The organism is Microbacterium fluminis (assembly GCF_051549805.1).
Lineage (GTDB): Bacteria > Actinomycetota > Actinomycetes > Actinomycetales > Microbacteriaceae > Microbacterium.
The window spans coordinates 1,709,725-1,734,767 of sequence record NZ_CP196042.1; the positions used below are offsets into that span (position 1 = coordinate 1,709,725).

A 25,043-nucleotide genomic window follows, 5' to 3' on the forward strand; every position below is an offset into this window, starting at 1 on the left:
AGGCGCGCAGGCGGAGCCCGGTGCAGACTGGAGCCATGACTGAGCCCGCCGCCCCGTCGGGGATCGAGATCCGCCCGCTCGACAGCGTCGCAGAGGTGTTCGCCGCGTCCGCGGTGCTGGCCGAGGTGTGGGGCGGCGACCGCTCCGGAATGCCGCCCAATCTGCTGCGCGCTCTCGCCCACGCCGGCAACTACGCGGTCGGGCTGTACGCCGGCGAGGAGATGATCGGGGCATCCGTCGCCTTCTTCGCCGCGCCCGCCGCCCGATCGATGCACTCGCACATCACGGGCGTGCTGCCCGGCCGCCGGTCGCAGGGGCTCGGCCGCGTGCTCAAGCAGCATCAGCGTGAATGGGCGCTCGCGCGCGACGTCGGACACATCTCCTGGACGTTCGACCCGCTCGTGGCCCGCAACGCGCACTTCAACCTGCGGGTGCTGGGCACGCGCGTGACCGAGTACCTCGTCGACCACTACGGGCCGATGGACGACGGCGTGAACCGCGGCGACGAGTCCGACCGCATCATGGTGTCATGGGCGCTCGCCGCCCCTCCCGTTCCGACGCCGGCGCCGGAGCGGGTGGTCGCCGCCGTGCCGGTGCCGCCCGACATCGAGACGCTGCGCCGGGACGATCCGGCGGATGCCGCGGCCTGGCGCCCCCGCGTGCGCGAGGCCATGCTCGGGCATCTCGCCGACGGCCTGACGATCGGCGGCTTCGACGACGCCCGCGGCTATCTCTTCGTCCGGCCGTGAGCACGGCGCGGACGCGGACGGGCGCGTGATCGCCGAGGACTGGACCCCGCACCGCCGCGACGACGGCGAGCTCGTCGGGTGGATCCGGCCCGCCCCGGGGGCGCTGTGGGTGCCGGTCGACCTGCTCGGGCGCGAGGCATCCGTTCCTCTCGAGTGGCTCGACGCCGAAGCGGTGCTCGAAGGTCGCGGACTCGGGTTCCTCGCCGACGTGTGGATGCTGGAACGGCCGGATGCCCCGCCGCTGCGCGTGCGGATCGCGGAGGTGACTCCGCCTCCCGCTCCGGCCGCGGCCGGCCGCGTCGTGGTGCACACCGACGACTTCGGCGCGATCGACGTGCCGTTCACGCGCATCGAGCTGGAGTGGCCCGCACCGAGCCGGCTCCGCCCGCGCCGCCGAGGCGAGGCCACGGAGTTCTCCGGCTGAGGTATCAGTGCGGCATCCGCCCTCTCCTGCACCGTGACGTCGCATCCGCGGCGAGGGTGGAGACGTGGCCATGCGGCGATCGGCGCAGCGGATCGTGCGACGGTGGTCGGACGCGTGCGCGGCGATGCTCCCGGTGCGCCGGCGGGGACCGATGACGGCGCGTTCCACGTTCCGGCCGGCTCCGGATGCGGCGGCCGTGCGGCTCTTCGCCGCCTGATCGCCTGAGGGGGGCGAGATCACGGGTCGGCAACGACGGCCGTTCTCGCAGGAACCGCCTGGGATCGGCCAATACGCTGATCTCATGTCCATCGCACGCCACCGGTCTGCCCTCCCGGCTCTCCGCGACGTCGTGGTGACGCGCGCACGCCTCCGGCGCGCCGCATGAGACGCACCGCGAGCCTGATCGCGGCCGGTGCCGCCGTGCTGATCGCCGCCGTCGTCCTGGCCGGCTGCGCCGAGCCGCCGCGTCCGCAGCCCTCGGCCACGTCGCTGCCGGGCGGCATCGAGGCGTCCATCGTGCAGCTGCGCTCCGACGTCGCCGACCGGCAGGCTCAGCTGCGCATCCACAACACCGCGACCGAGCCGCTCGTCATCGGCACGGTGCGCGTCGACGACCCGCGGTTCGCCGGCCACGCCGTGCGGACGATCCGTCGCCAGACCACGATCGCCCCCGGCGCGACGGTCGACATCCGCATCCAGCTGCCCGAGATGAACTGCTCGGCCGATCTGACGGGTGTCGCGCCCGGCGACGGCTCGCCGCAGACCGAGCTCACGCCCGCTGCGACCCCCTCGGCCACTCCCGACGCCACGCGCGCGCCCGCCGGTCCGACGCCCGGCGCGAGCGGACCGACCCCCGCCGCAACACCGACACCGGGACCCACCGGTGGGGGCCTGCCGTCCGCGACCACCACCCGGGCGACGGTGAACTACCAGTTCGGTGCGTCGATCGCGATCGCCGTGGCCCAGCTGTCCGAGCCGATCCCGTTCCTCGAGTCGATGTACGACCACGAGTGCCTCGGCCAGCAGGTCGCCGGTATCGCAAAGGTCACGATCGGCTCCTTCACACCGTCGGCCGCGGGGCAGCCCGCCGACCTCGCGATCGACATCGCACCCGTCGCGGCGACGGCGCCCACGGATGCCGCCGCCGCTCCTCAGACGGCGACCGTTCTGGGCATCCACCAGACCAACCTGCTGTCGTTCGGCACCGTGGGCGGCGCCCAGCCGGCGGTGTATCCGATCGGCGCGGCGCTCGCGCCCGGCGGAGCTCCCCAGACCGTGCACCTCCCGCTGCTGCCGGGGCGCTGCGACGCGCATGTGATCCAGGAGGACAAGCGCGGAACGGTCTTCAACGTCGACGTCGAGATCGACGGTCAGCCCGGCATCATCCAGCTCGCCGCCGATCCGACGATGCGGGGCGAGATCCTGACCTGGGCGAGCCACTGGTGCGGGATCAGCTGACGCCGACCGCCTGAGCCCGCCTCCACGATCGGGGACGGGTGCGACCGTCACAGCCGCCGCATAGGCTGTGGGCATGCGCCCGCGACGACGTGTTCCCGCCGCCCGCTCCTCTGCCGCGCGACGCCGCGGTCCGGCCGCTGCGGCGGTGGCGCTCGTCGCGGGACTGACGCTGAGCGGATGCTTCGGCGGCGGGTCGCCGAGCCCGTCCGGCGGCAGCGACTTCGCCGACGACGGGTGCACGAGCGTGGTGGTGGCGACCTCGTCCGAGAAGGTCAACATGCTCGACGCCCTCGCTCAGGCGTTCAAGGATTCGCCCGAGGCGAAGGCGCTGTCCACCTGCGCGACGGTGCGCCCGATCAACGTCTCCTCCGGCGACGCCACCCGGTACCTCACGTCCGGGCAGGACTGGCCGGCCGCCGACACCCGTCGGTGGCCGTCGATGTGGTCACCGGCCTCGACCGTGTGGACCGAGCGGGTCGCGGCCGCCGCATCCGCCTCCCTGGTTCCCGAGCCGACGTCGTTCACCCACACGCCCGTCGTGTTCGGGGTGCCGGAGTCGATGGCCAAGGCGCTCGGCTACCCCGACAAGCCCCTCGGCATCGCCGACTTCGAGAAGCTGTGCGCCGATCCGAACGGGTGGGCGAGCGTGGGCAAGCCGATCTGGGGGTCGTTCAAGATCTCCAAGACCAACCCGAACACCTCCACCACGGGCCTGTCGGCCATCCTGATGCAGTCGTACGAGGCATCCGGCAAGACCGCCGATCTCACCGCCGCCGACGTCGCGGCGTCCGAGCAGTTCTCGCGCGTGTTCGAGGAGTGCGTCATCCACTACGGCGACACGACCGGCAAGGTGCTGACCCGGCTGTACGACGAGACGCAGAACGGCGCCGGAGGGTCGGGCTACGTGTCGGCGGTGGCACTCGAGGAGACCTCCCTCCTCAACTACAACCTGGGCAACCCCGACTCGCACACCGTCCAGCCGGGCGAGACCCTGACTCCGCCGAAGGAGAAGCTCGTCGCGGTCTACCCGAAGGGCGGGTCGATCTGGTCGGACAACCCGATCACCGTGCTCGGCGCCTCGTGGGTCACGCCGGAGCAGCGCACCGCCGGCGCGGCGTTCGCGGCCTTCGTGCAGACGGCGCCCGCGCAGCGCATCCTGCCCCAGTTCGGCTTCCGGCCTCTGGATGCCTCGGTGCCCCTCGGCGACCTGTTCACGACGCCGTTCGGGGTCGATCCCGCAGGTCCCGCCGTGACGCTGCCGCGACCGGGCGTGGACGTGGTCTCCACCGCGATCGACCAGTGGACGCAGATCCGCAAGCCGTCGTCGGTGCTCGAGGTGATCGACATCTCCGGTTCGATGGATGACTCGATCGGCGACGGCCGCTCCAAGCTCGACGGCGCGATCGAGGGCGCCCAGACCACGCTCGGGCACTTCCGCCGCACCGACGAGGTGGGAGTGTGGGCGTTCACGACCGGGGTGTCCTCGCCCGTCGGTGACGGCATCATCCAGGTGCGCGACGTGGCTCCGCTGGCCGCCGACCTCGAGTCCATCAACACCTCGCTCGCCGACCTGCGCTACGCCACCCGCCAGGGCACGCCGATGTACGACGCGATCGCCGCCGCGTACGACGCGATGAGCGCACGTGCGCAGCCGGGCCGCATCAACGCGATCGTCGTGCTCTCCGACGGCAAGGACACCGACTCGACCCTGTCGCTCGACTCGCTCATCGCCAAGATCGGCACGTCGTCGCGCGAGGGCGGCAAGGCCGCGCCGGTGCGCATCTTCCCGATCGCCTACGGCGAGGGCGCCGACATCTCGGCCCTGCAGCGAATCGCCGAGGCCACGGGCGGACAGTGGTTCGACGCCTCCGATCCGGCCAAGATCGACCTCGTGTTCGCGTCCGTCATCAACAACTTCTGAGGCGTCGGATGCTGGTGCTCACCGCCTCGGGCGGCTACATCGACGAAGCGTCGAACGCGCTCTCCTCGACGAACGTCTTCGTCTCGCCCGAGGTCGCCGGGGCGACCGGGCTGCGCGAGCAGCTCTCGCAGCAGGTGTCCGGCGACGGGATCGCGGTGGCGGTGTTCTCGACGAACGCGAACCTCGAGGCATCCACCGTCGACATCGTGGCGGCACTGCGCGAGGCGCACCCCGAATACGGCACGATCATCGTCGCCGTCGGGAACGATGTCGCCGCCGGTTCGAGTGCGATCCCGAACGATCAGGCGCTACGGATCGCGAACGAATCGGAGGCACTCGGCGGCCCGAGCGCCTCGATTCCGCAGACGATCACCGGCGTGATGGTCGCGAGCGACAGGAACCTCGCCCAACCGGGCGATGCTGCGGCCGGCGATCCCGTCCTCGGGATCGTGCTGGCCGTCTCCGCCGTCGTCGTGGGAGTCGGCGTCACGATCGGGCTCATCGCGGGCACCCGCCGTCGGCGGCGCGCGGGCGGTGCGCGCGGCGAGCAGGGCCCGCCCGACAGCATCCGTGCCCATCTCGCCGCGCTCACGGCCGATCGCGGCGCGTACGCCGCCGCGGGGGCAGCGGGCAACACGGCCGCGGCGCGCACGGCGGAGGCGATCGGGGCGCTCGTGGCCAATGTGCCGGAGCTGTTCCGCCGGCTGCAGAGCCGAGCCGACGACGGGCAGCGCGGGATCGCCGCCGTCGAGTACGACGACAAGCTGAGGCGGCTGAGCGGCGCGCTGCAGCGCGACTACCTCCTCGACATCCAGACCCGTCCCGACCTGTGGGACGACCCCGAAGAGCGCGCGCGCGAGGTCGAGGCCGCGCTCGGTGCCGTCTCGGAAGAGGTCGTCGCGAACATCAAGCAGGTCAACGCGCGCCGCGCCCTGCACTTCCAGGTGTCGCTCGACGGCCTCATGGGCAAGCGCCGCGAGCTGCAGGAGTGGGACCGCGCGTTCGACAGTGCCGAGGGCTCGGAGGGGTCGGGCCCGGGCGGGACCGCTCAGTAGACTGGTTCTCCGCCATTCGTGCGGAGAACCCCGCTTCCCGACCATTGGAGCCACCATGGCCGAACAGTCCCGCCTCGACAAGGTCATCGCCCTCGCCCGCCATCGCGGGTTCGTCTTCCAGGCGGGCGAGATCTACGGCGGTTCCCGTTCGGCATGGGACTACGGCCCGCTCGGCACGGAGCTGAAGGAGAACATCCGTCGCCAGTGGTGGCAGACGTTCGTGCGCGGCCGTGGCGACATGGTGGGCCTCGATTCGTCGATCATCCTGCCCAAGCGCGTGTGGGAGGCATCCGGTCACGTCGCCACGTTCAGCGACCCCCTCGTGGAGTGCCTGCACTGCCACAAGCGATTCCGCGCCGACAACCTGATCGAGGACTTCGAGGCGCGCAAGGGCCGCGAGGCCGTCGGCGGGCTCGCCGAGGTGCCGTGCCCGAACTGCGGCACCAAGGGTCAGTACACCGAGCCCAAGGATTTCTCCGGCCTCGTCAAGACCTACCTCGGCGTCGTCGACGACGAGAGCGGCCTGCACTACCTGCGCCCCGAGACGGCGCAGGGCATCTTCGTGGACTTCGCCAACGTGCTCACCGCCAGCCGCAAGAAGCCGCCGTTCGGCATCGGCCAGGTGGGCAAGGCGTTCCGGAACGAGATCACGCCCGGCAACTTCATCTTCCGCACGCGCGAGTTCGAGCAGATGGAGATCGAGTTCTTCGTGCCGCCCGCCGAGGCGCAGCAGTGGTTCGAGCACTGGGTGGAGGCGTGCTGGGACTGGTTCATCGACCTCGGCATCGACCCCGACCACATGCGCCGCTACGACGTGCCCGCCGAGGACCGTGCGCACTACTCCGCAGGCACGATCGACGTCGAGTACGCGTTCGGCTTCCCCGGCAAGCAGTGGGGCGAGCTGATGGGTGTCGCGAACCGCACCGACTACGACCTGAAGAGCCACTCCGAGGCATCCGGCCAGTCCCTCACCTACTTCGACCAGGCCTCGGGCGAGCGCTACACGCCGTACGTGATCGAGCCCTCGTTCGGCCTGACGCGCGCGATGATGGCGTTCCTCGTCGACGCCTACGCCGAGGAGGAGGCGCCCAACGCGAAGGGCGGCACCGACACCCGCACGGTGCTCAAGCTCGACCCGCGCCTGGCTCCGGTCAAGGTCGCCGTGCTGCCGCTGTCGCGCAACGAGCAGCTCTCCCCGATCGCCCGCGAGCTCGCCGCCGACCTGCGCGGCGAGTGGAACATCGACTTCGACGACGCCGGCGCCATCGGCCGCCGTTACCGCCGGCAGGACGAGGTCGGCACGCCGTTCTGCGTCACGATCGACTTCGACTCGCTCGAGGACCGCGCCGTCACCGTGCGCGACCGCGACACCATGAACCAGGAGCGGGTTTCGCTCGACCGTCTGCACGGGTACCTGGCGGAGCGCCTGCGCGGGGCCTGAGGACCCACGTCCGGCGTGAGTTGCGCCGTTCGGTCGTCATCGCGATGACGATGACCGCAGATCGGCGCAACTGAGCCGCTGAGCGCCGTCACCCCGAGGCGGCGACGGGCTCCGTGCGTTGGTCGCGGAGCCTGTCGCGCGTCGGGCGGACGGCGACGACAACCGCGACGATCGGCACGGCGAACCCGAGCAACGGCAGGAGCATCACACCCGCGTAGGCGGCGTAGAGGGCTCCCGTGAACCCGCCGAGCAGCACGGCGCCGGTGCGGGAGAACGGGACGCGGACGATGATCGACCACGCGATCGCGCCGCCGATGACGATGGCACCGACGTGGAAGCCCAGTGGCATCCCGGTCTGCGACGGCGATTCGACGTAGCCGAGGGCGCCGCATCCGAGACCGAGCGCGACCAGCGCCCAGGGTCCCCACCTGAGGGGCCGGATGCCGGCCGTCGCCGTCTCGCGCAGACCGAGAGACGAGACGAGAGGGATGCCGGAGAGCAGCAGTATGGCGATGCCCTGACCCATCGCGACCGTGCCGTCGGCTGCGCCCGGTGACCAGTGCGCGCCGGTGAAGGCGTAGACCAGACCGATCGCGCTCGCGGCCAGCGCGATCAGGGCCAGCAGTCGCGCGGTGGTGCGCGCGTCCGCCGGATCAGCGATCCGCCGGACGGCGGAGAGGCGGCCTCCCGCGCGCCCGGGCGGCGTCCCCAGCGTGCGAAGGCTCCCCGGCCACACAGCGATCACGCCGACACCCACGGCCAGGAGGGCGCTGGTCAGCGGGCTGATCGTGCCGTAGCCCAGAACGGGTGCCGAGACGACACCGGTGAGCACGGCGAGGGCGATGCGCGCGACGTGCGGCATCGCGCTGCGCGAGAGCAGCGCGTCGACCAGGAGGGCGATCGCCGCGGCGCCGGTGAGCACGGCGGCGGCGAACAGGGGGAGCCAGGCGGCCGCGAGACCCTCCACCGGCTGCCCGGTGTCGGCGGCGTCGAACCCGAGCGACCACGATGCGGCGGTGAGCACGTTGAGGCTGAACGCTGTCACGGCGAGCGCGGCGGTGGCGAGGGTGTCTCCGTCGCCCAGCCGTCCATGCTCTCGCAGGACGCACAGGAGCGCGAGCGAGGCGAGGGCGGGCACGATCCCGGACAGCAGCACCGGCAGCATCCCTCCGCCGCTCGTCGGCGCCCAGATCGACAGCATGCCCCCGACGGTCGCGCCGCCGAGCGCGAGGAACGCGAGCACGATCGCGGTGCGCCGTGTGAGGCGCGCGGCTGTGCCGTGCACGAACGCCGCCCGGTGCTCGGCGATCGTGGGCCTCGCGCGCTGCTCGTGTTCGGCGGCGTCGATGAGCGTCGACAGCAGCACGGCGCCGTTCTCGTGGCGCCATGACCGGGGATACCACCGCAGCAGCCGGCGGAACGCCCGTTCGTCGAGGCTCACGGGCGCACGGCCGCTCCGCGGATCGGCGTCGCGCGGGGGGCCGCCAGCCGCGCCCGCGCTGTCCGCGCCTGGGACTCGAGTGCGTCGGCCGCATCGGCGAGGCGAGCGGCCCCGTCATCGGACAGCACGTAGTAGCGGCGTGCGCGGCCGCTGACGATCTCCTCGCCGTCGGCGACGATCGATCCCTCCCGCACGAGACGTTCCAGCGCCGAGTAGAGCGTCGTCACCTTGAGCGTCACCGCGCCGCGCGAGGCATCCGCCGTCTCCCGGAGGATCTCGTAGCCATGACGCCTGCCGCCCGCGAGAGCCGTGAGGATCCAGAAGCTCGGGGTCGAGAGTGGAGCGGTCATGAGACAGGTATATTACGACGCGCGGAATATTGCAACGATCGATCCCGCGAACCGGCGCATAGCCGATTCCAAGCCGAGGCCAAGGCCCCTCAGGGAGCAGCGCGCCTACCCTCCCGATGTGACCACGACCGCCGGCATCCTTCCCGTCGCCTTCCGCCCTCGCCTTCACCTGCGGTGGACCGGATGGCACACCGGGATGCTGGTGCTCGCCGTCGCGGCCGCCGCTCTCACCACCTGGGCCACGTCGACGGCCTCGATGTCGGACTACTACGCGTCGATCGCGTTGTCGATGAGTCGGAGCTGGCCGAACTTCTTCTTCGGCGCGCTGGATCCGGCGGGGACGGTCACGCTCGACAAGATCCCCGGATCGTTCTGGATTCCGGCGCTGTTCATCCGGCTGTTCGGCTTCTCCGCCTGGACGGTCGTCCTGCCCAACGCCCTGGCGGCCGTCGGCGCGGCGCTGCTCGTCGCGATCACGGTCAAGCGCCTGCTCGGTCCGGGCGCGGGAATCCTCGCGGGCGCGGTCGTGGCGACGACGCCGATCCTCGTGGCGGTGTCGCGCTCGAACCAGCCCGAGACGTTCTTCGTGCTCGGGCTCGCCGCCGCGGTGTGGGCGAGCGTGCACGCGATCACCCGACGGAGCTTCGGCCGGCTGATCGGCGCGGGACTGTTCATCGCGCTCGCGTTCCAGACCTACATGCTCGAGGCGTGGGCGGTGTGGCCGGCGCTCGCCGCCGCGTGGCTGTGCACCCGCGGGGGCTTCCTCGGCAAACTGTGGCGCCTGGCCGTCGCGGGAGCGGTCAGCCTCGCGGCATCCGTTCTCTGGATCGTGATCGTCTCGCTCATCCCGGCGTCCGCTCGGCCCTACATCGGCAGCACGCTCGAGAACAGCGCCTGGGAGATGGTGTTCGGCTACAACGGGCTCGGACGCTTCGGCTCGGCGACCGCCGATACGACCGCCTACCGTTCGTTCACGCCGCCGTTCTCGGGGAGCCCGGGCGTGCTGCGGCTGTTCAACGAACAGCTCGCGGGGCAGATCGCCTGGCTGCTGCCGACCGCGATCGCGGCGGTGGTGGTGCTGTGGATGCTGCGCTACGCACGCCCAGTGACCGTGCTGGTGACGGTGTGGCTGGCGACCTTCGCCGTGATGTTCTCGGTGGTCGCCGGGATGCACCAGTTCTACACGGCGGCGCTCGCGGTGCCGATCGCGCTGGCCGTGGGCCTCGCGTTCGGCGCGGCGTGGCGCGCCCGGCGCACCTGGCCGCAGGTGCTGCTCCTGGCGACGGCCGCGATCACGGCGCTCGGGATCGGGATCTCGACCGGCGGCTACTCGGTGCCGATCGCGGTGGTGCAGGCCGTCGCGGCGGCAGGGGCGATCGGGATGCTGGTGGTGCGGCGTCGCTCGCAGGGCGGGGCCGAGCCTGACCGCGGCGGCGCCGGTCGCTGGCTGCGGGTGGGCACCGCCGCGCTCGTCGGCGTCGGCCTCCTGCTCACGCCCCTGGTGTGGTCGATCGTGACGATCGCGCATCCGAGCTCGATCAACCCCGTCGCGGGCGGCGCGTCGGAGATGGCCGGGTTCGGCGGCCGCGGCGGTGCTTTCGCGGCAGCGCCCGGCGGCGCGGCTCGCGGAGCCGACAGCGGCTTCGCGGGCGGGATGCCGCAGGGTGCCGCTCCGGGCGGTGCCGCCGGCGGGATGCCTCCGGGTGCGCAGGGCGGCGCGGGCTCGGGGTTCGCCGGGGGAACGGCTCCCGGCGGGCAGGACGGCAGCGGCGCGGGGTCGGCCGGTGGGACGGCTTCCGGCGGCGCCCCGGGTGGCGCAGCATCCGCCTCCGGCTCGCAGAATGCCACGCTCATCGCCTACCTGCGGCAGAACGCCGGCGATGCGCGCTATCTCGCGGCGACGTTCGGCGCGCAGTCGGCGGCGACGCTCATCCTCGCCAGTGACGGCGGGTCGTTCCTGCCGATCGGAGGGTTCAACGGCGGCGATCCGGTGCCGACGCTCGCGGTGTTCCAGACGCTCGTCGCCGACGGGCAGCTGCGATACGTGGTGCTCTCGGGCGGCGGGGCCGGCGGTCAGGGCGGCGGCCCGACCGGCGGCGGGTCGGGCACGGTCGACGTGAGCACCTCGGCGCAGATCCGCACGTGGGTGCAGGCGAACTGCACCGTGCCCGCCGACTCCCCGAGCACCTCGCTGTACCTCTGCACCACGGGGTGACCCCCACCCCGCGACGTCGGCCCGCGCCACGCGGGATCAGGCCTTCGCGGCCTTCGCGGCGGCCTTCATGGCCTGCTTGTGCGCGCGCACCTTCGTGAGCGATTCGGGCGAGACGATGTCGGCGACCGAGCGGAACGAGCCGTCCTCGCCGTAGGGGGCGGATGCCTCCACCCACCCCGCGCCCGTGAACCCGTACTGCTTGCCGAGAAGCGCGAGGAAGATCTTCGCCTTCTGCTCGCCGAACCCGGGGAGCGCCTTGAGGCGCTTCAGCACCTCGGCGCCGTCGGGCTCGCCGCGGGTCCAGAGGGCGGCAGCGTCCCCTCCCCAGTCGTCGACGATCGCCTGGCACAGCGACTGCACGCGCCCGGCCATCGAGCCGGGGTAGCGGTGCACCGCCGGAGTGGTCTTGAACGCCTCGGCGAACGCGTCCGGGTCGTACCCGGCGAGGGTCGAGGCATCCACTCGCCCCACCCGCTCCTGGATCTTCAGCGGGCCCGAGAACGCCGTCTCCATGGCGACCTGCTGGTCGAGCAGCATCCCGATCAGCAGCGCGAGCGGATCGTCGGTGAGGAGCTGGTCGGCCGCGTCGTCGCCGGTGATGTGCAGGCTCATGTCCCCAGTCTGGCACCGGGGCCTGGTGCGTGCGTCGAAGTGTTCAGGTGTCGCAACACGCGGAACACTTGTGAGGGGTGCGGCGTGTTGCGACCCCCGAGTGCGGCGGGCCGTTGCGGGGGCCCAGGCTCCGGTGTCGCAACACGCGGAACACATGTGAGGGATGCGGCCTGTTGCGACCCCCGAGTGCGGGTCGAGGCGGCGGGTGCGGAGCGGGTCAGCCGGCGGCGTCCAGCGACGGGCGGGCGGATGCCTCGGGCCCGACGGGATCCGCCGCGGGCTCGACGTCGATGCCGAACAGCGTCTCGAGGGCTGCGGCGTACTCGTCGGCGCGACCGGAGGCGGCGAGCTCGTGCGCGCGCGTGGTCGGGGTGTGCAGCAGCACGCCGACGAAGTGCCGCAGCGACTGCTCGATCGCCCCGTCGTCGCCGCGGGCACGAGAGCGGGCGACCTCCGACTCGAGCAGCTCGAACACGTGGGAGCGCAGGGCCACCAGGGCGGGCTCGACGGCGCGGCGCTCGCCCCGGTCGGCGAAGCGGCGGGCGGCCACCGAGATGACCTCGCGCGCGGCATCCGTCGCCTGCAGCTCCTCCAGGGGTGCGTGCAGGCGGATCGTCTCGAGGTCGAGGAGGTCGACGCGGTCGAGGCCGGCGACGTCGGGGTCGACGTTGCGGGGGAGGCCCAGGTCGATCACCATGCGGCGACCGTCGTGCGGAGCGGCGAGCATCGACGCCGACAGCACCATCGAGGTGGTGCAGGTGATCACGAGGTCGGCGGAGGCGGCGTCGGCCGGGTAGTCGGTGACGGCGCGGACGCCGTGCTTGAGCGCGAACGCCGCAGCGCGCCCCGAGGGCGAATGCACCGCGATGTCGGTGGCGCCGTGGTCGCGCAGCGCCGCGAGGGTGGCCGCGGCGTACGATCCGGTGCCGACCAGCAGCACGCGCAGCTGCGCCCAGTCGGCGATGCGCGAGTCGGCGAGGTCGAGCGCGAGCCGCACGAGCGACCGCCCGGCGCGGCCGAGGGCCGTGGAGTTCTTCACGCCGCGCTGCGTCTCGCTCGCGCGCTGGAACAGCCGCTCGAGCTCGCTCGAGGTGGTGCCCTCGGCGCGTGCGTCGACGAGCGCCCGGCGCACCTGGCCGGCGATCTCGCCCTCGCCGACGATGACGGATTCGAGCCCGGATGCGACGGCGAACAGGTGCTGCGCGACGTCCGCACCCTCGATCACCTCGTACGAGCCGTCGAGCTCCGCGGCGGCGACGCCGGTGGCGGCTTCGATCGCGAGCAGCGTCGCCTCGACGCCCACGGCGCCGGCGGCCGTGACCGGCTCGTCCATCTCGACGTAGGCCTCGAAGCGGTTGCAGGTGGCCACCACCACGGCGCCCTGCACGCAGTCGGCGTGTGCGGAGATGAGCGGTGCGATCGGCGTGGTCGGGGTGCTGAGCCGCTCGAGGAGCTCGAAGGAGGCGGTCTTGTGACTCGCCGTGACGCACATCAGCACGTGCTCCAGGATATCCCGGCCCGCGCGGCATCCGGCCCGGGTCCCTCGACGTCGAGATTCCGCGGCGCGGGCACCATCTCTCCACGTCGAGACTCGCGCGAACACCGCACAGGCGCGGGTGGAAGGATGGACGGATGCCGCAGCCGCACGAATCCGCCCTGGTCCGCGCCCTCCGGGGCGAGCGTCAGGACCGCCCGCCGGTGTGGTTCATGCGGCAGGCCGGGCGCTCGCTCCCCGAGTACCGCGAGCTGCGCGTCGGCACCCGCATGCTCGACGCGTGCCTCACCCCCGACCTCGCCTCCGAGATCACGCTGCAGCCGGTGCGCCGTCACCGCGTCGACGCCGCCGTCTTCTTCAGCGACATCGTGGTGCCGCTCAAGCTCGCCGGGGTCGAGGTGCACATCGAGCCCGGTCGCGGCCCGGTGTTCGCCGATCCAGTGCGCACGGCATCCGATGTCGACCGTCTCACCGCGATCGATCCGGCCGCGATCGTCGAGGCGGCCGCTCCGGTTCGCGAAGCGGTGCAGATCACCGTCGCCGAACTCGGCGACACCCCGCTGATCGGCTTCGCCGGCGCACCCTTCACCCTTGCGGCCTACCTCGTCGAGGGCGGACCTTCGAAGGAGCACCTCCGCGCCCGCGGCATGATGCACGCCGACCCGGCCTCTTGGCACCGCCTCGCCGGCTGGCTGGCGCAGGTCTCGCACGCGTTCCTCTCCGTGCAGGTCGCCGCCGGGGCATCCGCCGTGCAGCTGTTCGACTCGTGGGCGGGTTCGCTGTCGCCCGCCGACTACCGCGCGTTCGTCGCGCCGCACTCGCGCGCCGCGCTCGCCCCGCTGTTCGGCACCGTGCCCACGATCCACTTCGGGGTCGGCACCGGGCCGATCCTCGCCGACATGCGCCTGATCGACGAGGGAGCGGATGCCTCGGGCAGGGCGGATGCGGTCGGCGTCGACTGGCGTCTGCCGCTCGACGAGGCCGCCGCGATCCTCGGGCCCGACACCACCGTGCAGGGCAACATCGACCCCGCGCTGCTCACGGCGCCGTGGGACGTGCTCGCCGCGCACGTCGACGACGTGATCGCCCGCGGTCGCGCCGCCCGCGCGCACGTGCTCAACCTCGGACACGGAGTGCCGCCCGAGACGGACCCGACGGTGCTCACCCGCATCGTCGCCCGCGCGCACGGGGAGGATGGATGACGGGGGTCGAAGACCTCGCCGCGTCCGCGTCCGAGACCTCGGTCGTCGTGATCGGCGGCGGGATCGCGGGCCTCGTCGCGGCGCTGGAGTGCGCCAAGGTGGGCATCCGGGTGACGGTGGTGGAGGCATCCGATCGCGTCGGCGGCGTCGTGCGCTCCGCGGAGGTCGCCGGCGTCACCGTCGATGCGGGCGCGGAGAGCTTCGCCACCCGCGGCGGCACGGTGCGCGGGCTGATCGACGAACTCGGTCTGGGCGACGCGGTCGTCTCGCCGAACCCGGGCCGCGCGTGGGTCGCCGGGATCCCGGGAGGGGATGCCGCACCCCTGCCCGGCGGGGGAGTGCTGGGCATCCCCGCCAATCCGTTCGACGAGGACGTGCGCCGCATCATCGGCTGGCGCGGAGCCTGGCGCGCCTACCTCGACCGGCTCCGCCCGCCGCTGACGATCGGCCACCAGCACAGCCTCGGGGCGCTCGTGCGCTCGAGGATGGGCGCGCGCGTGCTCGACCGGCTCGTCGCACCGGTGACGAGCGGGGTGTACTCGGCGCGGCCCGACGACGTCGACGTCGACCTCGCCGCGCCGGGTCTGAACGCGGCGCTCACCCGCGCGGGGTCACTGTCGGGCGGAGTCGCGCAGCTGGTCGGCGATCGAACCACCGCTCCCGGCGCCGCGGTCCAGGGCATCGACGGCGGGATGGCCCGCCTCCCCGAGGCTCTGCACACGCGCCTCGTCGAGCTCGGTGCCGACGTGCGGGTGTCGACCGCCGCCACCGCCCTCGCCCCACGCGCCGGCGGCGGCTGGACCGTCTCCCTCACCGACTCCGCGCCTGACGACCCCCTCCTCGCGGATCCGCCTGTTCGTGACACAGATGCGCATCCGCCCCACGAGGTTCATACGGGCGAACGTGAAGAACTGTCGCAGTCGGCCGCGGGTTCAGCCGGCGAGTTGACCGCCGACGCCGTGATCGTCGCGACCCCCGAGACCGACGCGCGGCGCCTGCTCGCACCGCACGCGCCCGGGCTCGCGCGCGAGACCCCGGGCGCCGCCCCCGTCGTCGAGATCGTCACCCTCGTGCTCGATGTGCCCGCCCTCGACGCCCGTCCGCGCGGCTCGGGTGTACTCACCGTCCCGGGCAGCCACACCGCGAAGGCGCTCACGCACTCGACCGCGAAATGGGGGTGGGTCGAGGCATCCGCCCCCGGCCTGCACGTCGTGCGGGTCTCGTTCGGCGCGCAGGGCGAGGCCCCCGCGACCGAGGCGCTCGACGACGCGGATGCCGCGGCCCTCGCGCTGTCGGAGGCATCCGCTCTCCTCGGCGTCCCGCTCACGGGCGCGCAGCTGCGGGGGGCGCACCGCGAGCGCTACACGCAGGCGCAGCCGGGGTCGGTGATCGGCCGGGCCGCCGCGCAGAGGGTGGCGCGCGCAGCGGTGCACAAGGTCGCCGGGCTCGCCGCGGTCGGAGCGTGGCTGGCGGGCACCGGGCTCGCCCAGGTCGTGCCCGACGCCGTGCGCGAGGCGGAGCGCGTGCGCCGCGCGGCTCTGTTCGGGGCCGTCCCGCGCGAGGACTGAGCCTCGCGGAGAGGCTTGTCAAGGGCGGATGCCGGAATCGGCATACAGGGCTACCCTGGACAGCAGACCAGCAGTCTCATCAAGCGTGAGGAGACCCCATGAGGGGCAAGGTAGGACTCGTCATCGGGATCGGCGTCGGCTACGTGCTCGGCACGCGCGCCGGACGCGAGCGGTACGAGCAGATCAAGACGCAGGCTCTCAAGGTGTGGAACCTCGACCCGGTCCAGGATCAGGTCGACAAGGTCAAGGACTTCGCGAAATCCAGCGCGATGGCGCTGCCCAAGACGCTGTGGAACACCGCGGTGAAGGTCACGAAGGCGGCATCGGGCGACCGCGGCACGGCGGGCGACCGACTGGATGCCGCGATCGAGGCCGGCAAGGACTCGGTCGACGACGTCGCCTCGGCCGCCGGCACGACGAAGAAGGCCGTCAAGAAGGCCGCCGACGACGCGATCGACGGCGTCGCGGACGCGGCTGGTCGCGGCGGGAGCTGACATGACCACGCCTCGCGGCTTCCGCGACCGCTCCGACGACAGCCTGTTCACGCTGCTCGGAGACATCCCCGAACTCGTCCGCAACCTCGTCGTCGCCGAGCTCAACGCCGCCAAGGCGTGGGCGGGCCGCACCGCGAAGAGCGCGGGTATCGGCGCCGGGTGGTTCGTCGGCGCCCTGTTCGTGCTGTTCTGGTCGGTGCCCGTGCTCGGCACCTTCGTCATCGCCGGGCTCTCGTCGTGGTGGCCGGTGTGGCTGTCGGCCCTCGCGGTGTTCGTCGTGATGCTCGTGATCACCGGCATCCTGGCGCTGCTGGGCATCATGCGCTTCCGCCGGATCGGCAAGGACGAGAACCCCGCCCAGTCCGTCGCCAAGGATGTGAAGGGAGTGCGCGATGAGCTCGATCTCTGACGCACCCGTGCCCGTGCCGCGAACCGGCGTCGCCCTCGGGATCACCGACCCCGTGGAGAGCGCGCGCGCCGAGCTGAAGGCCGCGCTCGCCGCCATCGAGGAGAAGGGCAACCTGCCTCGCAGGCTGTCGCGTGCGACCGACCGCACCGTCGAGAAGGCGCGTCGCTTCTCCCGCCGCAACCCGGCTGCCGCCGCCGCGTGCGTCGTGGCCGGTGCCGCCGCGGTCGGAGCGATCGTCTGGGCGGCCGTGCGGATCTACACCCGTTAGCTGTACTTCCCCGGGAGGTTGTGAACGGGTGAGGTAGGCGAAGACCTCCGGGCAGGATGTGGGTTACCACACTCGCATCCTGACCACGGAGGTCTTCGTGTCTCACGCTAACGCGCCTTTGACGCCGGAAGGGCGTCGTCGTCTTGCTGTCCTCGTCGTGGATCGGGGCTGGTCGTTGCGGCGGGCAGCGGAACGGTTCCAGTGCTCGCCCGCGACGGCGAAACGGTGGGTCGACCGGTATCGGGCCGGGCTGCCGTTGACGGACCGCAGCTTCAGGCCGCAGACCTCGCCGAACCGGCTCCCGCGGAAGACGGAGCGGAGGATCGTGTCGTTGCGGTTCACCCGCCGGTGGGGTCCGCACCGGATCGCGTATCACCTGGGCCTTGCCCGCTCGACGGTCGGCCGGGTGCTGGCCAGGTATGGGATGCCGAAGCTCGTGAACATCGATCAGGCCACCGGGCTGCCAGTCCGCAAGCCGACGCCGAAGCGGTACGAGGTCGCAAGACCGGGCCAGCTGATCCACGTCGATATCAAGAAGCAGGGCCGGATCCCTGATGGCGGCGGCTGGCGCGCCTTCGGCCGCGGATCGGCGCAGGACCGTGCCGCGGGATCCGTCCGTGACAAGGCCGCACGGTCAGGAGCGGCCGGCTCCCGCGGCTACCGGTATCTGCACCACGCCGTCGACGACAACTCGAGAGTCGCGTACTCGGAGATCCTCGACGACGAACGCAAGGAGACCGCGGCAGGGTTCTGGACCCGCGCGAACGCGTTCTTCGCGAGCCTCGGAGTCACGGTCACCGCCGTGATGACAGACAACGGCGCGTGCTACCGGTCACACGCGTTCGCGGACGCGCTCGGCGACGGTGTGAAGCACAAGTGGACAAAGCCGTATCGGCCGCAGACCAACGGGAAGGTCGAACGCTTCAACCGCACCCTCGCCGCCGAATGGGCCTACGCCAAGCCCTACGCCAGCGAAGCAGAGCGAGCCGCGGCATACGAGACCTGGCTGCATCACTACAATCACCACAGACCCCACACCGGGATCGGCGGCCAGACCCCCTCAGCCCGCGTTCACAACGTCACGGGGAAGTACAGCTAGGGCGGTGCTGATCAGCAGGCGGCGGCGCAGCGACCCGGTTTCATCGTCGTCTCGTGCCGGGGCGGCCTGGTCCGGTTTCGTCGCAGGCGGGACTGGGAGGGCGGCGTGGTAGCCGGCGGATTCGACGGCGGTGATGAGGTCGGCGGTGTCGACGTCGGTCCCGCGGACGCGTGCTTTCTCGGTGGCATAGTTCACCGTCGCTTCCACTCCGGGAAGCTTGTTCAGCTTGCGTTCGATCCGGGACGCGCACGAGGCGCACGTCATCCCGGAGATGTCGAGTTCGACGTCGAGGGCGGTCATACCGGGTCACCTGCCAGGGCGTATCCGGCTTCCTCGACCGCGGCCTGCACCGCATCGGCGTCGATCGGTCGTGCGCTGTGAATGGTCACCCGCGAAGTGCCGTCGGCGTTCAGATCGACGGCAACGTTCTGCACGCCGTCGATCGCGGTCAGTTCTTCGGTGACGCTCGCGACACAGTGCGCGCAGGTCATTCCCGTCACGAGGATTTCGTCGGTCACCGCAGCGTCCACAGCCGGGGTCGCCGGCGCGGCTGCGGAACCGGTGGAGCAGCATGCGCAGCTTGCGCCGGAGTCGGTCAGTCCAAGGTCGATGCGGTCAGTCATGATGAGTAGTCCTCTAGGGGTTTCGTGGGTGGTTAGGAGCGAACGAGACGCGCGATCGCGTCGTTGGCTTCACGGATCTTCTCGGCGGCGACGTGCCCGCCTTCGGCGCTCGCTTCCGCGACGCAGTGACTCAGGTGATCCCCGAGCAGGGACAGCGCCACCGTCTCCAGCGCCTTCGTCGCAGCGGACACCTGGGTGAGAATGTCGATGCAGTATTTGTCTTCCTCGACCATTCGCGCGATTCCGCGCACCTGGCCCTCCGCGCGGCGCAGCCGCTTCAGCAGGTCATCCTTGTTGCCCTCGTAACCGTTCACCCGTATACCCTACCCCCCTACCGTATACAGATGTCAAGGGAATCCATGAGGAAGACAACCCTTCACCGATATCGCAAGGCGTGAATTCACGTTCCTATGTACTATCGGTGTATGTCCACTGCCACCGCGTCCGCCACCGTCACCCATACCGCGGCTCTCGCGCGGCTCGGGCACGCTCTTTCGGATACCACCCGCGCGGGGGTGCTGCTTGCCCTGCGCGAGGCTCCCGCGTACCCCTCCGACCTCGCCGACGCACTGGGCGTCTCTCGCCAGGTCATGTCCAACCAGCTCGCGTGCCTGCGCGGCTGCGGCCTCGTCGAGGCCGTACCGGACGGGCGACGCACCTGGTATCGGCTCGCCGATACTCACCTGGCGCCCGCCCTGGACGAGCTGTTGCGCGTCGTCCTCTACGTCGAGCCGGGCTGCTGCGCCGGAGAGAGCTGCACCTGCGCATGACCACCATCACTCCCCGCCTCGCCGACGACCGCCGGCTGGTTCTGCAACGCCGCATCCGCTGGATCGTCACCGCGACGATCGCCTACAACCTGATCGAGGCCGTGGTCGCGATCACCGCTGGCACGGTGGCCTCGTCAGCCGCACTGATCGGGTTCGGACTGGACTCGACCATCGAGGTTCTATCGGCGGCCGCGGTCGCCTGGCAGTTCACCCGCCGCGACCCCGAGCGATGGGAGAAGGGCACTCTCCGCGTCATCGCCGTCGCGTTCTTCGCCCTGGCCGCATACGTCACGGTCACGTCTGTGCTCGCGCTCGTCGGCCAGGTCGACGTCGAGCACTCCACCCTCGGCATCGTCATCACCGCCCTCAGCGTCGTCATCATGCCGTTCCTCTCGCTCGCTGAGCGTCGGGCCGGTCGCGAGCTGGGATCGGCCACGGCCGTCGCGGACTCGAAGCAGACGCTCATCTGCACCTACCTCTCCGCGGCTGTACTGGTGGGCCTGGTCGTGAACAGCCTGTTCGGCTGGTGGTGGGCCGATGCGATCGCCGGCCTCGTCATCGCCGCTTTCGCGATCCGCGAGGGCATCGAGGCATGGCGCGGCGACGCCTGCGCCACCTCGGTCGGAATGCTCCTGGAAGACGAGCACGACGACGAACACGAACACGACCACCACGAGCACTGAGCCGTGAAGACCGCCGCTAAACCGCTGATCGCAGCGGCCGCCGTTCTTGTCGCTCTCGTCCTCGCCGGGCTGGTCTACTTCCTCGTCGACCGCGCGCAGGCACCCGATCCAGCATCGGCCAGCATCCTCCGATCGGACTCACACGTTCTTGACGACGGCGGCGCCGACGCGGTGATCGTCGTGGAATTCCTGGACTTCGAGTGCGAAGCGTGCGGCGCGTACTACCCGGTTGTCGAGGAGCTGCGCGAGAAGTATGCCGGGCGCATCACCTACGCGGTGCGCTACTTCCCCCTGCCCGGACACGTCAATTCCACCCACGCTGCGGTAGCCGCCGAAGCTGCCGCCCGGCAAGGCCAGTTCGAGAATATGTATAACCGGCTGTTCGAGACACAAACTGAATGGGGCGAGGCTCAGGAATCACGCGCCGCCTTGTTCCGGGACTACGCCGCGCAGCTCGGACTCGACATGAGCGCGTACGACGCAGCGGTTGCCGATCCTGCGACCGAAGAGCGGGTTCGCTCCGATTTCGAGGAAGGGCGGGCGTTAGGCGTGGGCAGCACGCCCACGTTCTTCATCGACGGAGAACCGCTTCTGATCGAGCGGTGGAACGACCTGGAGACGGCGATCGAGGCGGCTCTGCGCGGTTAGACGTCGATATGACCGAACGGATCCGTACACCACGCTATTGGATGCAACCGGATATGCCGGGCCTAAGCCTGTGTGGCCATCTGCCACGTCCCACAGGCAGCCGAGCGTCCGGTCGTACAGAGGATCAAGAGTTCACGCGCTGGCAGCGTCGATAGTGACCCTTGGACCCTTGGGAGGATGAGTACATGCGATCGATTGTCAAGTGGATGGAGCGGGTTCAGATCCCGCTCTACCTCGCCGCGCTGGTGCTCGGCGCCGCGGTGGGCCTGCTGGTGCCTGCGATCGCGCATCCGGCAGAGTTGGCGATCAATCCCGTGCTCGGGCTGTTGCTCTACGCGACCTTCCTCGGGGTGCCGTTCGCCAAGATCGGGCAGGCGTTCCGGGACTGGCGGTTCCTCTCCACCGTTCTCGTCGTGAACTTCGTGCTGGTGCCGATTGTGGTGTTCCTGCTGTCGCGGATTGTCGCCCACGACCAGGTGCTCCTGGTCGGGGTGCTGTTCGTGCTGCTGACGCCGTGCGTGGACTACGTGATCGTTTTCACCGGTATCGCCGGCGGCGCGAAGGACCGGCTGCTGGCGGCCGCGCCGCTGCTGATGCTCGCCCAGATGCTCCTGCTGCCGTTTTACCTGTGGTTGTTCGTCGGTGCCGAGTTCGTCGAGGCGGTCGACCTCGCCCCCTTCGTCGAGGCGTTCTTGCTGCTCATTGTCCTGCCGCTCGTGACGGCCGGGCTTACCCAGCTCGCTGCCGCCCGCACCCGTTGGGGTGCGGCGGTGCAGGAGGTTGTGCTTGGTGCGATGGTGCCGTTGATGATGCTCACCCTTGCTGTCGTCGTCGCCTCCCAGATTGCCGGCGTCGGCCGGCAGCTCGGCGCGCTTCTGCTCGCGATCCCTGTCTATGTGCTGTTCGCCGCGGTCATGGTCCCGATCGGCGCCCTTGCAGGCAGGGCGGCGCGGCTGGACGTCCCCGCGCGGAAGGCGATTGTGTTCAGCGGTGCGACCCGCAACTCTCTCGTCGTCCTCCCGCTCGTCCTTGCACTCCCGGCCGCGTTCGACCTCGCGCCGCTCGTGGTGGTCACTCAGACCCTCGTCGAGTTGATTGCCATGGTGATCTTCGTTCGCCTCATCCCGCGCCTGCTCCCGTCCCGCTCGGCGTCGATGCCGGCGTAGGGGTCGGTTGGCGACGATTCGCGGGAGCGTCAGGCGAATCCGGTAGAACGTAGTGCGGGCATGGCTGTTAGATGCGTGCCGGTTGTCACTTACCCCGACGGCGATCGATCTCCGCCTGCACAACGTAGTCCTCCACGAGCGCATCCATCTCGGCATCGAGGCGGGCGAGCAGCTCGCGCGCGATTGCCTCCAACTGTGCGACATCCAGCAGATCGAACAACGGAGACCCCTCCGTCCACGTCTGGACGAGGACGCGAGATCCCGGAAGTTCGCGGAGGCTCCGATTTCGGCTGCTCGCGACACCAGCGTGCGCACCGGCCTCGTCAAAGACCGCCTCGTCGAGGTGCATCAGCGCGTTTCTCAGGTGACGGAGGTGAGGAATTGAGGCGGGAGGCTCCTCACCGATCGCCCGATACAGAAGATTTAGCCAACGATCGAGCCCATCCGCAATCCATACCGTAAGCACGCATTCCGACCAAAGAGCTCGGAATGCACGGTCGTAGTCGAGCTCGCTGGGACTCCACTCCTCCATGTATTCGATCTGACGATCGATCAGCTCGGCGGCCCGAGCTGCAACGCGCACAGCTTCAACCTGTCTTGCGAGCCGCTCAGCCCACGCTCGGGCGAACAGGAGGCTGTGATCGCCCGCCCACGTCGGTGTCGAGAAGTGTCCTGACATGTGCGGGGTAAGTGGCGGCATGCCCAATTGTCTCGTCGGTTGACGCCGTTAGGAAGCCGATCCTGTTGGTGATCGGTCGAGTGCTGCTTGCAATCATTTGCGCGTCAGGTTGAGCCATCGACCCAATAAACAGCGATTGTGCGCCGCTTCTGTCCGCTGTCAAGGGTGCCCGCCGGGCATCGCCTGCGACGCTCTGCGCCCTTGACAGCGGACAGAAGCGGCGTGATCCTCCGGGATCGGGTTGATGCTCCGGTTCGGTCGATTGATCCATCTATCTTGGCCGGCCCCCCGGTTCTCCTTAGTTGGACGCTCGGCCCGGTATCGCCCGGTGTCGTCGACGTCGACGATCCAGCCTGACCGCCGAAGATTATCGGCTGCCTTCTCAGCGAGTCGACGAGCAAGCCGCCGAGATACATCGCTGTAGGCGGGAGTTGTCCTCCAGCGGCAATTATGAGACGTCATGACCATGCTTCGATGTAGGCGATTTGATCGAGAAGCTGCGCCCGATCCTCGAACGTCGTGTGCGGAGCTCGGGCACGGATCGGAGAGATGGCATAGAACACCCTCAACTGTTTTCCTTCGTGGTGAATAACGGTTGGCTGCGCGTATCGCTCTGAGGGGGGCCACGTCCACATGTCGAATAAATGGGGTGACGTCCCGTGGGGTGGTGTAGTTTCCCGGCTCGAGTGTCACGTCGATGACGTGGTGAGCCATCGTGCGATGGTCAGTGAGAACTGTCTAGGAATCTCACGGAAGGACACATACGCACGATGGCTCTTGACCAGTCTGCCCTCCTCGAGTTGCTCGGGGAGCTGAAACTCACAGATGTGAATAACCGGATCCGGGTCGCGACCGAGACGCTCTACCAAGAGCTGATCGACGCGGAAGCGGCCGCGTTCATCGGCGCCGCCCCGTTCGAACGCAGCCCGGACCGGGTGACCCAGCGCAACGGGTCCCGGCTTCGCACGCTCACTACGACCGCGGGTGAGCTCGAGTTGCGGATCCCGAAGCTGCGGCAAGGGTCGTTCTTCCCGTCGCTGCTGGAACGCCGCCGCCGAGTCGATCAAGCACTGTTCGCGGTCGTGATGGAGGCGTACGTGCACGGCGTGAGCACCCGCAAGGTCGACGATCTCGTCAAGGCGCTCGGCGCGGACACCGGCATCTCGAAGTCGGAGGTCTCGCGGATCTGCGGCAACCTCGACGAGGACGTCGCCGCGTTCCGGGACCGGCCGCTCGCAGACACGACATACCCTTACGTGTTCCTCGACGCGACTTACTGCAAAGCCCGCGTCGGCCGGCGCGTCGTCTCCCAAGCCGTGGTCGTCGCGGTCGGTGTCGCCGCCGACGGGCGCCGGGAAGTCCTGGGGTTCGAGGTCGGGGACACCGAATCGCAGCCGTTCTGGACCACGTTCCTCCGATCCCTCAAGGCCCGCGGACTGGACGGGGTGAAGTTGGTGATCTCCGATGCTCACACCGGGCTGATCGCCGCGATCGACACCGTGTTCCAAGGCTCGTCATGGCAGCGGTGTCGGGTTCACTTCATGCGGAACGTGCTCGCGAACGTCCCGAAGACCGCCGGCCCGATGGTCGCGTCGATCATCCGCACGATCTTCGCGCAGCCCGACACCGAGCATGTGTTCACCCAGTTCCATGAGGTCGTCCGCATGCTGACCCGGTCGCACCCGAAGATCGCCGGCATGCTCGAGGACGCGAAGAACGACATCCTCGCGTTCTGCGCGTTCCCCGCCGCGCACTGGCGACAGATCTGGTCCACCAACCCGCTCGAACGCGTCAACAAAGAGATCAAACGCCGCACCGACGTGGTCGGCACGTTCCCCAACCCGGCCGCGCTGCTGCGCCTCGCGGGGCACGTCCTGATCGAGCAGCACGATGAATGGGACGGCGCCGACCGCCGCTACTTCTCGGAGCACTCGATGAAGCTCCTCACCGCCGAACACGAGGAGGTGGCGATCCCAGAACTGACCGCGGCATAATCACAACAGCTGACCCTGCACGGTGTTGAGAAACTCCACCACTCAGCGGGACGTCACCAATAAATGCGAGTCGGGGACGTCATCCCGTCGGGAGTGCCAGCCTCGGCGCGTCAATGCATCGTCCAGCTCAGCGTCGTACGGCGGCGCGAATGGCTCGTGCAAGGGGCGAGCGCCGGCATCGATCGGCGGAAGGATCGCCCGGGAAGCAATACTCGAGTCGCCCCACGACCGCCGCGATCAATCGATCGCGAGCCTGCTGGATTGACTCGCCGGAGGACA

At 70.3% G+C, this 25,043-nt stretch carries 27 protein-coding genes; 19 read left to right on the forward strand and 8 right to left on the reverse strand.

The features are described 5' to 3' along the window. Nucleotides 1–35: 35 nt before the first annotated feature. The 7 genes from ACSJDX_RS08150 (at nucleotide 36) to ACSJDX_RS08180 (ending at nucleotide 7,048) form a co-directional block, all read left to right on the forward strand. The gene (locus ACSJDX_RS08150; protein WP_438352192.1) at nucleotides 36–749 is read left to right on the forward strand and encodes a GNAT family N-acetyltransferase; all 714 of its coding nucleotides are present in this window, start codon (nucleotides 36–38) and stop codon (nucleotides 747–749) included. Between the two features lie 25 nt (nucleotides 750–774). Further along, entirely contained in the window at nucleotides 775–1,173 is a 399-nt protein-coding gene (locus ACSJDX_RS08155; RefSeq protein WP_438352193.1) for a hypothetical protein, read from the forward strand. 64 nt (nucleotides 1,174–1,237) lie between these two features. Continuing rightward, a complete protein-coding gene (locus ACSJDX_RS08160) occupies nucleotides 1,238–1,390 on the forward strand; it encodes a hypothetical protein (protein ID WP_438352194.1) in 153 nt (50 codons plus the stop codon). A gap of 164 nt (nucleotides 1,391–1,554) precedes the next feature. Beyond that, entirely contained in the window at nucleotides 1,555–2,631 is a 1,077-nt protein-coding gene (locus ACSJDX_RS08165) for a hypothetical protein (RefSeq protein ID WP_438352195.1), read from the forward strand. Between the two features lie 73 nt (nucleotides 2,632–2,704). Further along, entirely contained in the window at nucleotides 2,705–4,552 is a 1,848-nt protein-coding gene (locus tag ACSJDX_RS08170; RefSeq protein ID WP_438352196.1) for a substrate-binding and vWA domain-containing protein, read from the forward strand. Nucleotides 4,553–4,560: 8 nt separating this feature from the next. After that, nucleotides 4,561–5,607, forward strand: a complete 1,047-nt coding sequence (locus ACSJDX_RS08175; protein WP_438352197.1) for a hypothetical protein — start codon at nucleotides 4,561–4,563, stop codon at nucleotides 5,605–5,607. Nucleotides 5,608–5,662: 55 nt separating this feature from the next. Continuing rightward, nucleotides 5,663–7,048 (forward strand): glycine--tRNA ligase, encoded by a 1,386-nt coding sequence (locus tag ACSJDX_RS08180; RefSeq protein ID WP_438352198.1) that lies wholly within the window; start codon nucleotides 5,663–5,665, stop codon nucleotides 7,046–7,048. Nucleotides 7,049–7,136: 88 nt separating this feature from the next. Here the strand turns inward: ACSJDX_RS08180 and ACSJDX_RS08185 are convergent, their stop codons facing one another. Together ACSJDX_RS08185 and ACSJDX_RS08190 are read right to left on the reverse strand one after the other, a co-directional pair. After that, a complete protein-coding gene (locus ACSJDX_RS08185) occupies nucleotides 7,137–8,489 on the reverse strand; it encodes a hypothetical protein (RefSeq protein ID WP_438352199.1) in 1,353 nt (450 codons plus the stop codon). Beyond that, nucleotides 8,486–8,839: a PadR family transcriptional regulator gene (locus ACSJDX_RS08190; RefSeq protein WP_438352200.1), complete on the reverse strand. Its 354-nt coding sequence runs from the start codon at nucleotides 8,837–8,839 to the stop codon at nucleotides 8,486–8,488. The genes ACSJDX_RS08185 and ACSJDX_RS08190 overlap by 4 nt, the downstream gene beginning before the upstream one ends. A gap of 118 nt (nucleotides 8,840–8,957) precedes the next feature. On the opposite strand from ACSJDX_RS08190, the gene ACSJDX_RS08195 reads away from it, so the two are divergent. Next, entirely contained in the window at nucleotides 8,958–11,054 is a 2,097-nt protein-coding gene (locus tag ACSJDX_RS08195; protein WP_438352201.1) for an ArnT family glycosyltransferase, read from the forward strand. A gap of 36 nt (nucleotides 11,055–11,090) precedes the next feature. On the opposite strand, the gene ACSJDX_RS08200 is transcribed toward ACSJDX_RS08195, so the two are convergent. Together ACSJDX_RS08200 and ACSJDX_RS08205 are read right to left on the reverse strand one after the other, a co-directional pair. Further along, entirely contained in the window at nucleotides 11,091–11,666 is a 576-nt protein-coding gene (locus tag ACSJDX_RS08200) for an HhH-GPD-type base excision DNA repair protein (RefSeq protein WP_438352202.1), read from the reverse strand. A 217-nt stretch (nucleotides 11,667–11,883) separates the two neighbouring features. Then, on the reverse strand, nucleotides 11,884–13,164 hold the full coding sequence (locus ACSJDX_RS08205) for a glutamyl-tRNA reductase (RefSeq protein WP_438352203.1): 1,281 nt from the start codon (nucleotides 13,162–13,164) through the stop codon (nucleotides 11,884–11,886). A 134-nt stretch (nucleotides 13,165–13,298) separates the two neighbouring features. Between ACSJDX_RS08205 and hemE the strand changes: the two genes are divergently transcribed. The 6 genes from hemE (at nucleotide 13,299) to ACSJDX_RS08235 (ending at nucleotide 18,201) form a co-directional block, all read left to right on the forward strand. After that, a complete protein-coding gene (hemE, locus tag ACSJDX_RS08210; RefSeq protein WP_438352204.1) occupies nucleotides 13,299–14,363 on the forward strand; it encodes a uroporphyrinogen decarboxylase in 1,065 nt (354 codons plus the stop codon). Then, nucleotides 14,360–15,931, forward strand: a complete 1,572-nt coding sequence (locus ACSJDX_RS08215) for a protoporphyrinogen/coproporphyrinogen oxidase (RefSeq protein ID WP_438352205.1) — start codon at nucleotides 14,360–14,362, stop codon at nucleotides 15,929–15,931. The genes hemE and ACSJDX_RS08215 overlap by 4 nt, the downstream gene beginning before the upstream one ends. 98 nt (nucleotides 15,932–16,029) lie before the next feature. Then, nucleotides 16,030–16,425, forward strand: coding sequence for a hypothetical protein (locus ACSJDX_RS08220; protein WP_438352206.1), 396 nt, complete (start codon nucleotides 16,030–16,032; stop codon nucleotides 16,423–16,425). A gap of 1 nt (nucleotide 16,426) precedes the next feature. After that, a complete protein-coding gene (locus ACSJDX_RS08225; protein ID WP_438352207.1) occupies nucleotides 16,427–16,834 on the forward strand; it encodes a phage holin family protein in 408 nt (135 codons plus the stop codon). Then, nucleotides 16,818–17,102: a hypothetical protein gene (locus ACSJDX_RS08230; RefSeq protein ID WP_438352208.1), complete on the forward strand. Its 285-nt coding sequence runs from the start codon at nucleotides 16,818–16,820 to the stop codon at nucleotides 17,100–17,102. Before ACSJDX_RS08225 ends, ACSJDX_RS08230 begins: the two co-directional genes overlap by 17 nt. 97 nt (nucleotides 17,103–17,199) lie before the next feature. Beyond that, nucleotides 17,200–18,201: an IS481 family transposase gene (locus ACSJDX_RS08235; protein ID WP_204964092.1), complete on the forward strand. Its 1,002-nt coding sequence runs from the start codon at nucleotides 17,200–17,202 to the stop codon at nucleotides 18,199–18,201. On the opposite strand, the gene ACSJDX_RS08240 is transcribed toward ACSJDX_RS08235, so the two are convergent. From ACSJDX_RS08240 to ACSJDX_RS08250, 3 genes are read right to left on the reverse strand one after another with little or no spacing between them, the layout of a single operon-like run. Beyond that, nucleotides 18,163–18,501 carry a cation transporter gene (locus ACSJDX_RS08240; RefSeq protein ID WP_438352209.1) on the reverse strand — a complete coding sequence of 113 codons (339 nt, stop codon included), beginning with the start codon at nucleotides 18,499–18,501 and terminating at the stop codon, nucleotides 18,163–18,165. The genes ACSJDX_RS08235 and ACSJDX_RS08240 overlap by 39 nt on opposite strands. Then, complete coding sequence (locus tag ACSJDX_RS08245; protein WP_438352210.1) at nucleotides 18,498–18,824, reverse strand: heavy-metal-associated domain-containing protein; 327 nt, start codon at nucleotides 18,822–18,824, stop codon at nucleotides 18,498–18,500. The genes ACSJDX_RS08240 and ACSJDX_RS08245 overlap by 4 nt, the downstream gene beginning before the upstream one ends. A gap of 32 nt (nucleotides 18,825–18,856) precedes the next feature. After that, on the reverse strand, nucleotides 18,857–19,138 hold the full coding sequence (locus ACSJDX_RS08250; RefSeq protein WP_438352211.1) for a metal-sensitive transcriptional regulator: 282 nt from the start codon (nucleotides 19,136–19,138) through the stop codon (nucleotides 18,857–18,859). A gap of 111 nt (nucleotides 19,139–19,249) precedes the next feature. Here ACSJDX_RS08250 and ACSJDX_RS08255 point away from each other — a divergent pair, with 111 nt between their 5' ends. The 4 genes from ACSJDX_RS08255 (at nucleotide 19,250) to ACSJDX_RS08270 (ending at nucleotide 22,091) form a co-directional block, all read left to right on the forward strand. Continuing rightward, complete coding sequence (locus tag ACSJDX_RS08255) at nucleotides 19,250–19,594, forward strand: ArsR/SmtB family transcription factor (RefSeq protein WP_438352212.1); 345 nt, start codon at nucleotides 19,250–19,252, stop codon at nucleotides 19,592–19,594. Beyond that, nucleotides 19,591–20,277, forward strand: coding sequence for a cation diffusion facilitator family transporter (locus tag ACSJDX_RS08260; RefSeq protein ID WP_438352213.1), 687 nt, complete (start codon nucleotides 19,591–19,593; stop codon nucleotides 20,275–20,277). Before ACSJDX_RS08255 ends, ACSJDX_RS08260 begins: the two co-directional genes overlap by 4 nt. A gap of 3 nt (nucleotides 20,278–20,280) precedes the next feature. Continuing rightward, nucleotides 20,281–20,925: a DsbA family protein gene (locus tag ACSJDX_RS08265; RefSeq protein ID WP_438352214.1), complete on the forward strand. Its 645-nt coding sequence runs from the start codon at nucleotides 20,281–20,283 to the stop codon at nucleotides 20,923–20,925. A gap of 185 nt (nucleotides 20,926–21,110) precedes the next feature. After that, a complete protein-coding gene (locus tag ACSJDX_RS08270; protein WP_438352215.1) occupies nucleotides 21,111–22,091 on the forward strand; it encodes an arsenic resistance protein in 981 nt (326 codons plus the stop codon). 85 nt (nucleotides 22,092–22,176) lie between these two features. Here the strand turns inward: ACSJDX_RS08270 and ACSJDX_RS08275 are convergent, their stop codons facing one another. Next, nucleotides 22,177–22,791, reverse strand: coding sequence for a hypothetical protein (locus ACSJDX_RS08275; protein WP_438352216.1), 615 nt, complete (start codon nucleotides 22,789–22,791; stop codon nucleotides 22,177–22,179). 749 nt (nucleotides 22,792–23,540) lie between these two features. On the opposite strand from ACSJDX_RS08275, the gene ACSJDX_RS08280 reads away from it, so the two are divergent. Beyond that, nucleotides 23,541–24,764 carry an IS256 family transposase gene (locus ACSJDX_RS08280; RefSeq protein WP_438352217.1) on the forward strand — a complete coding sequence of 408 codons (1,224 nt, stop codon included), beginning with the start codon at nucleotides 23,541–23,543 and terminating at the stop codon, nucleotides 24,762–24,764. Nucleotides 24,765–25,043: the final 279 nt, after the last annotated feature.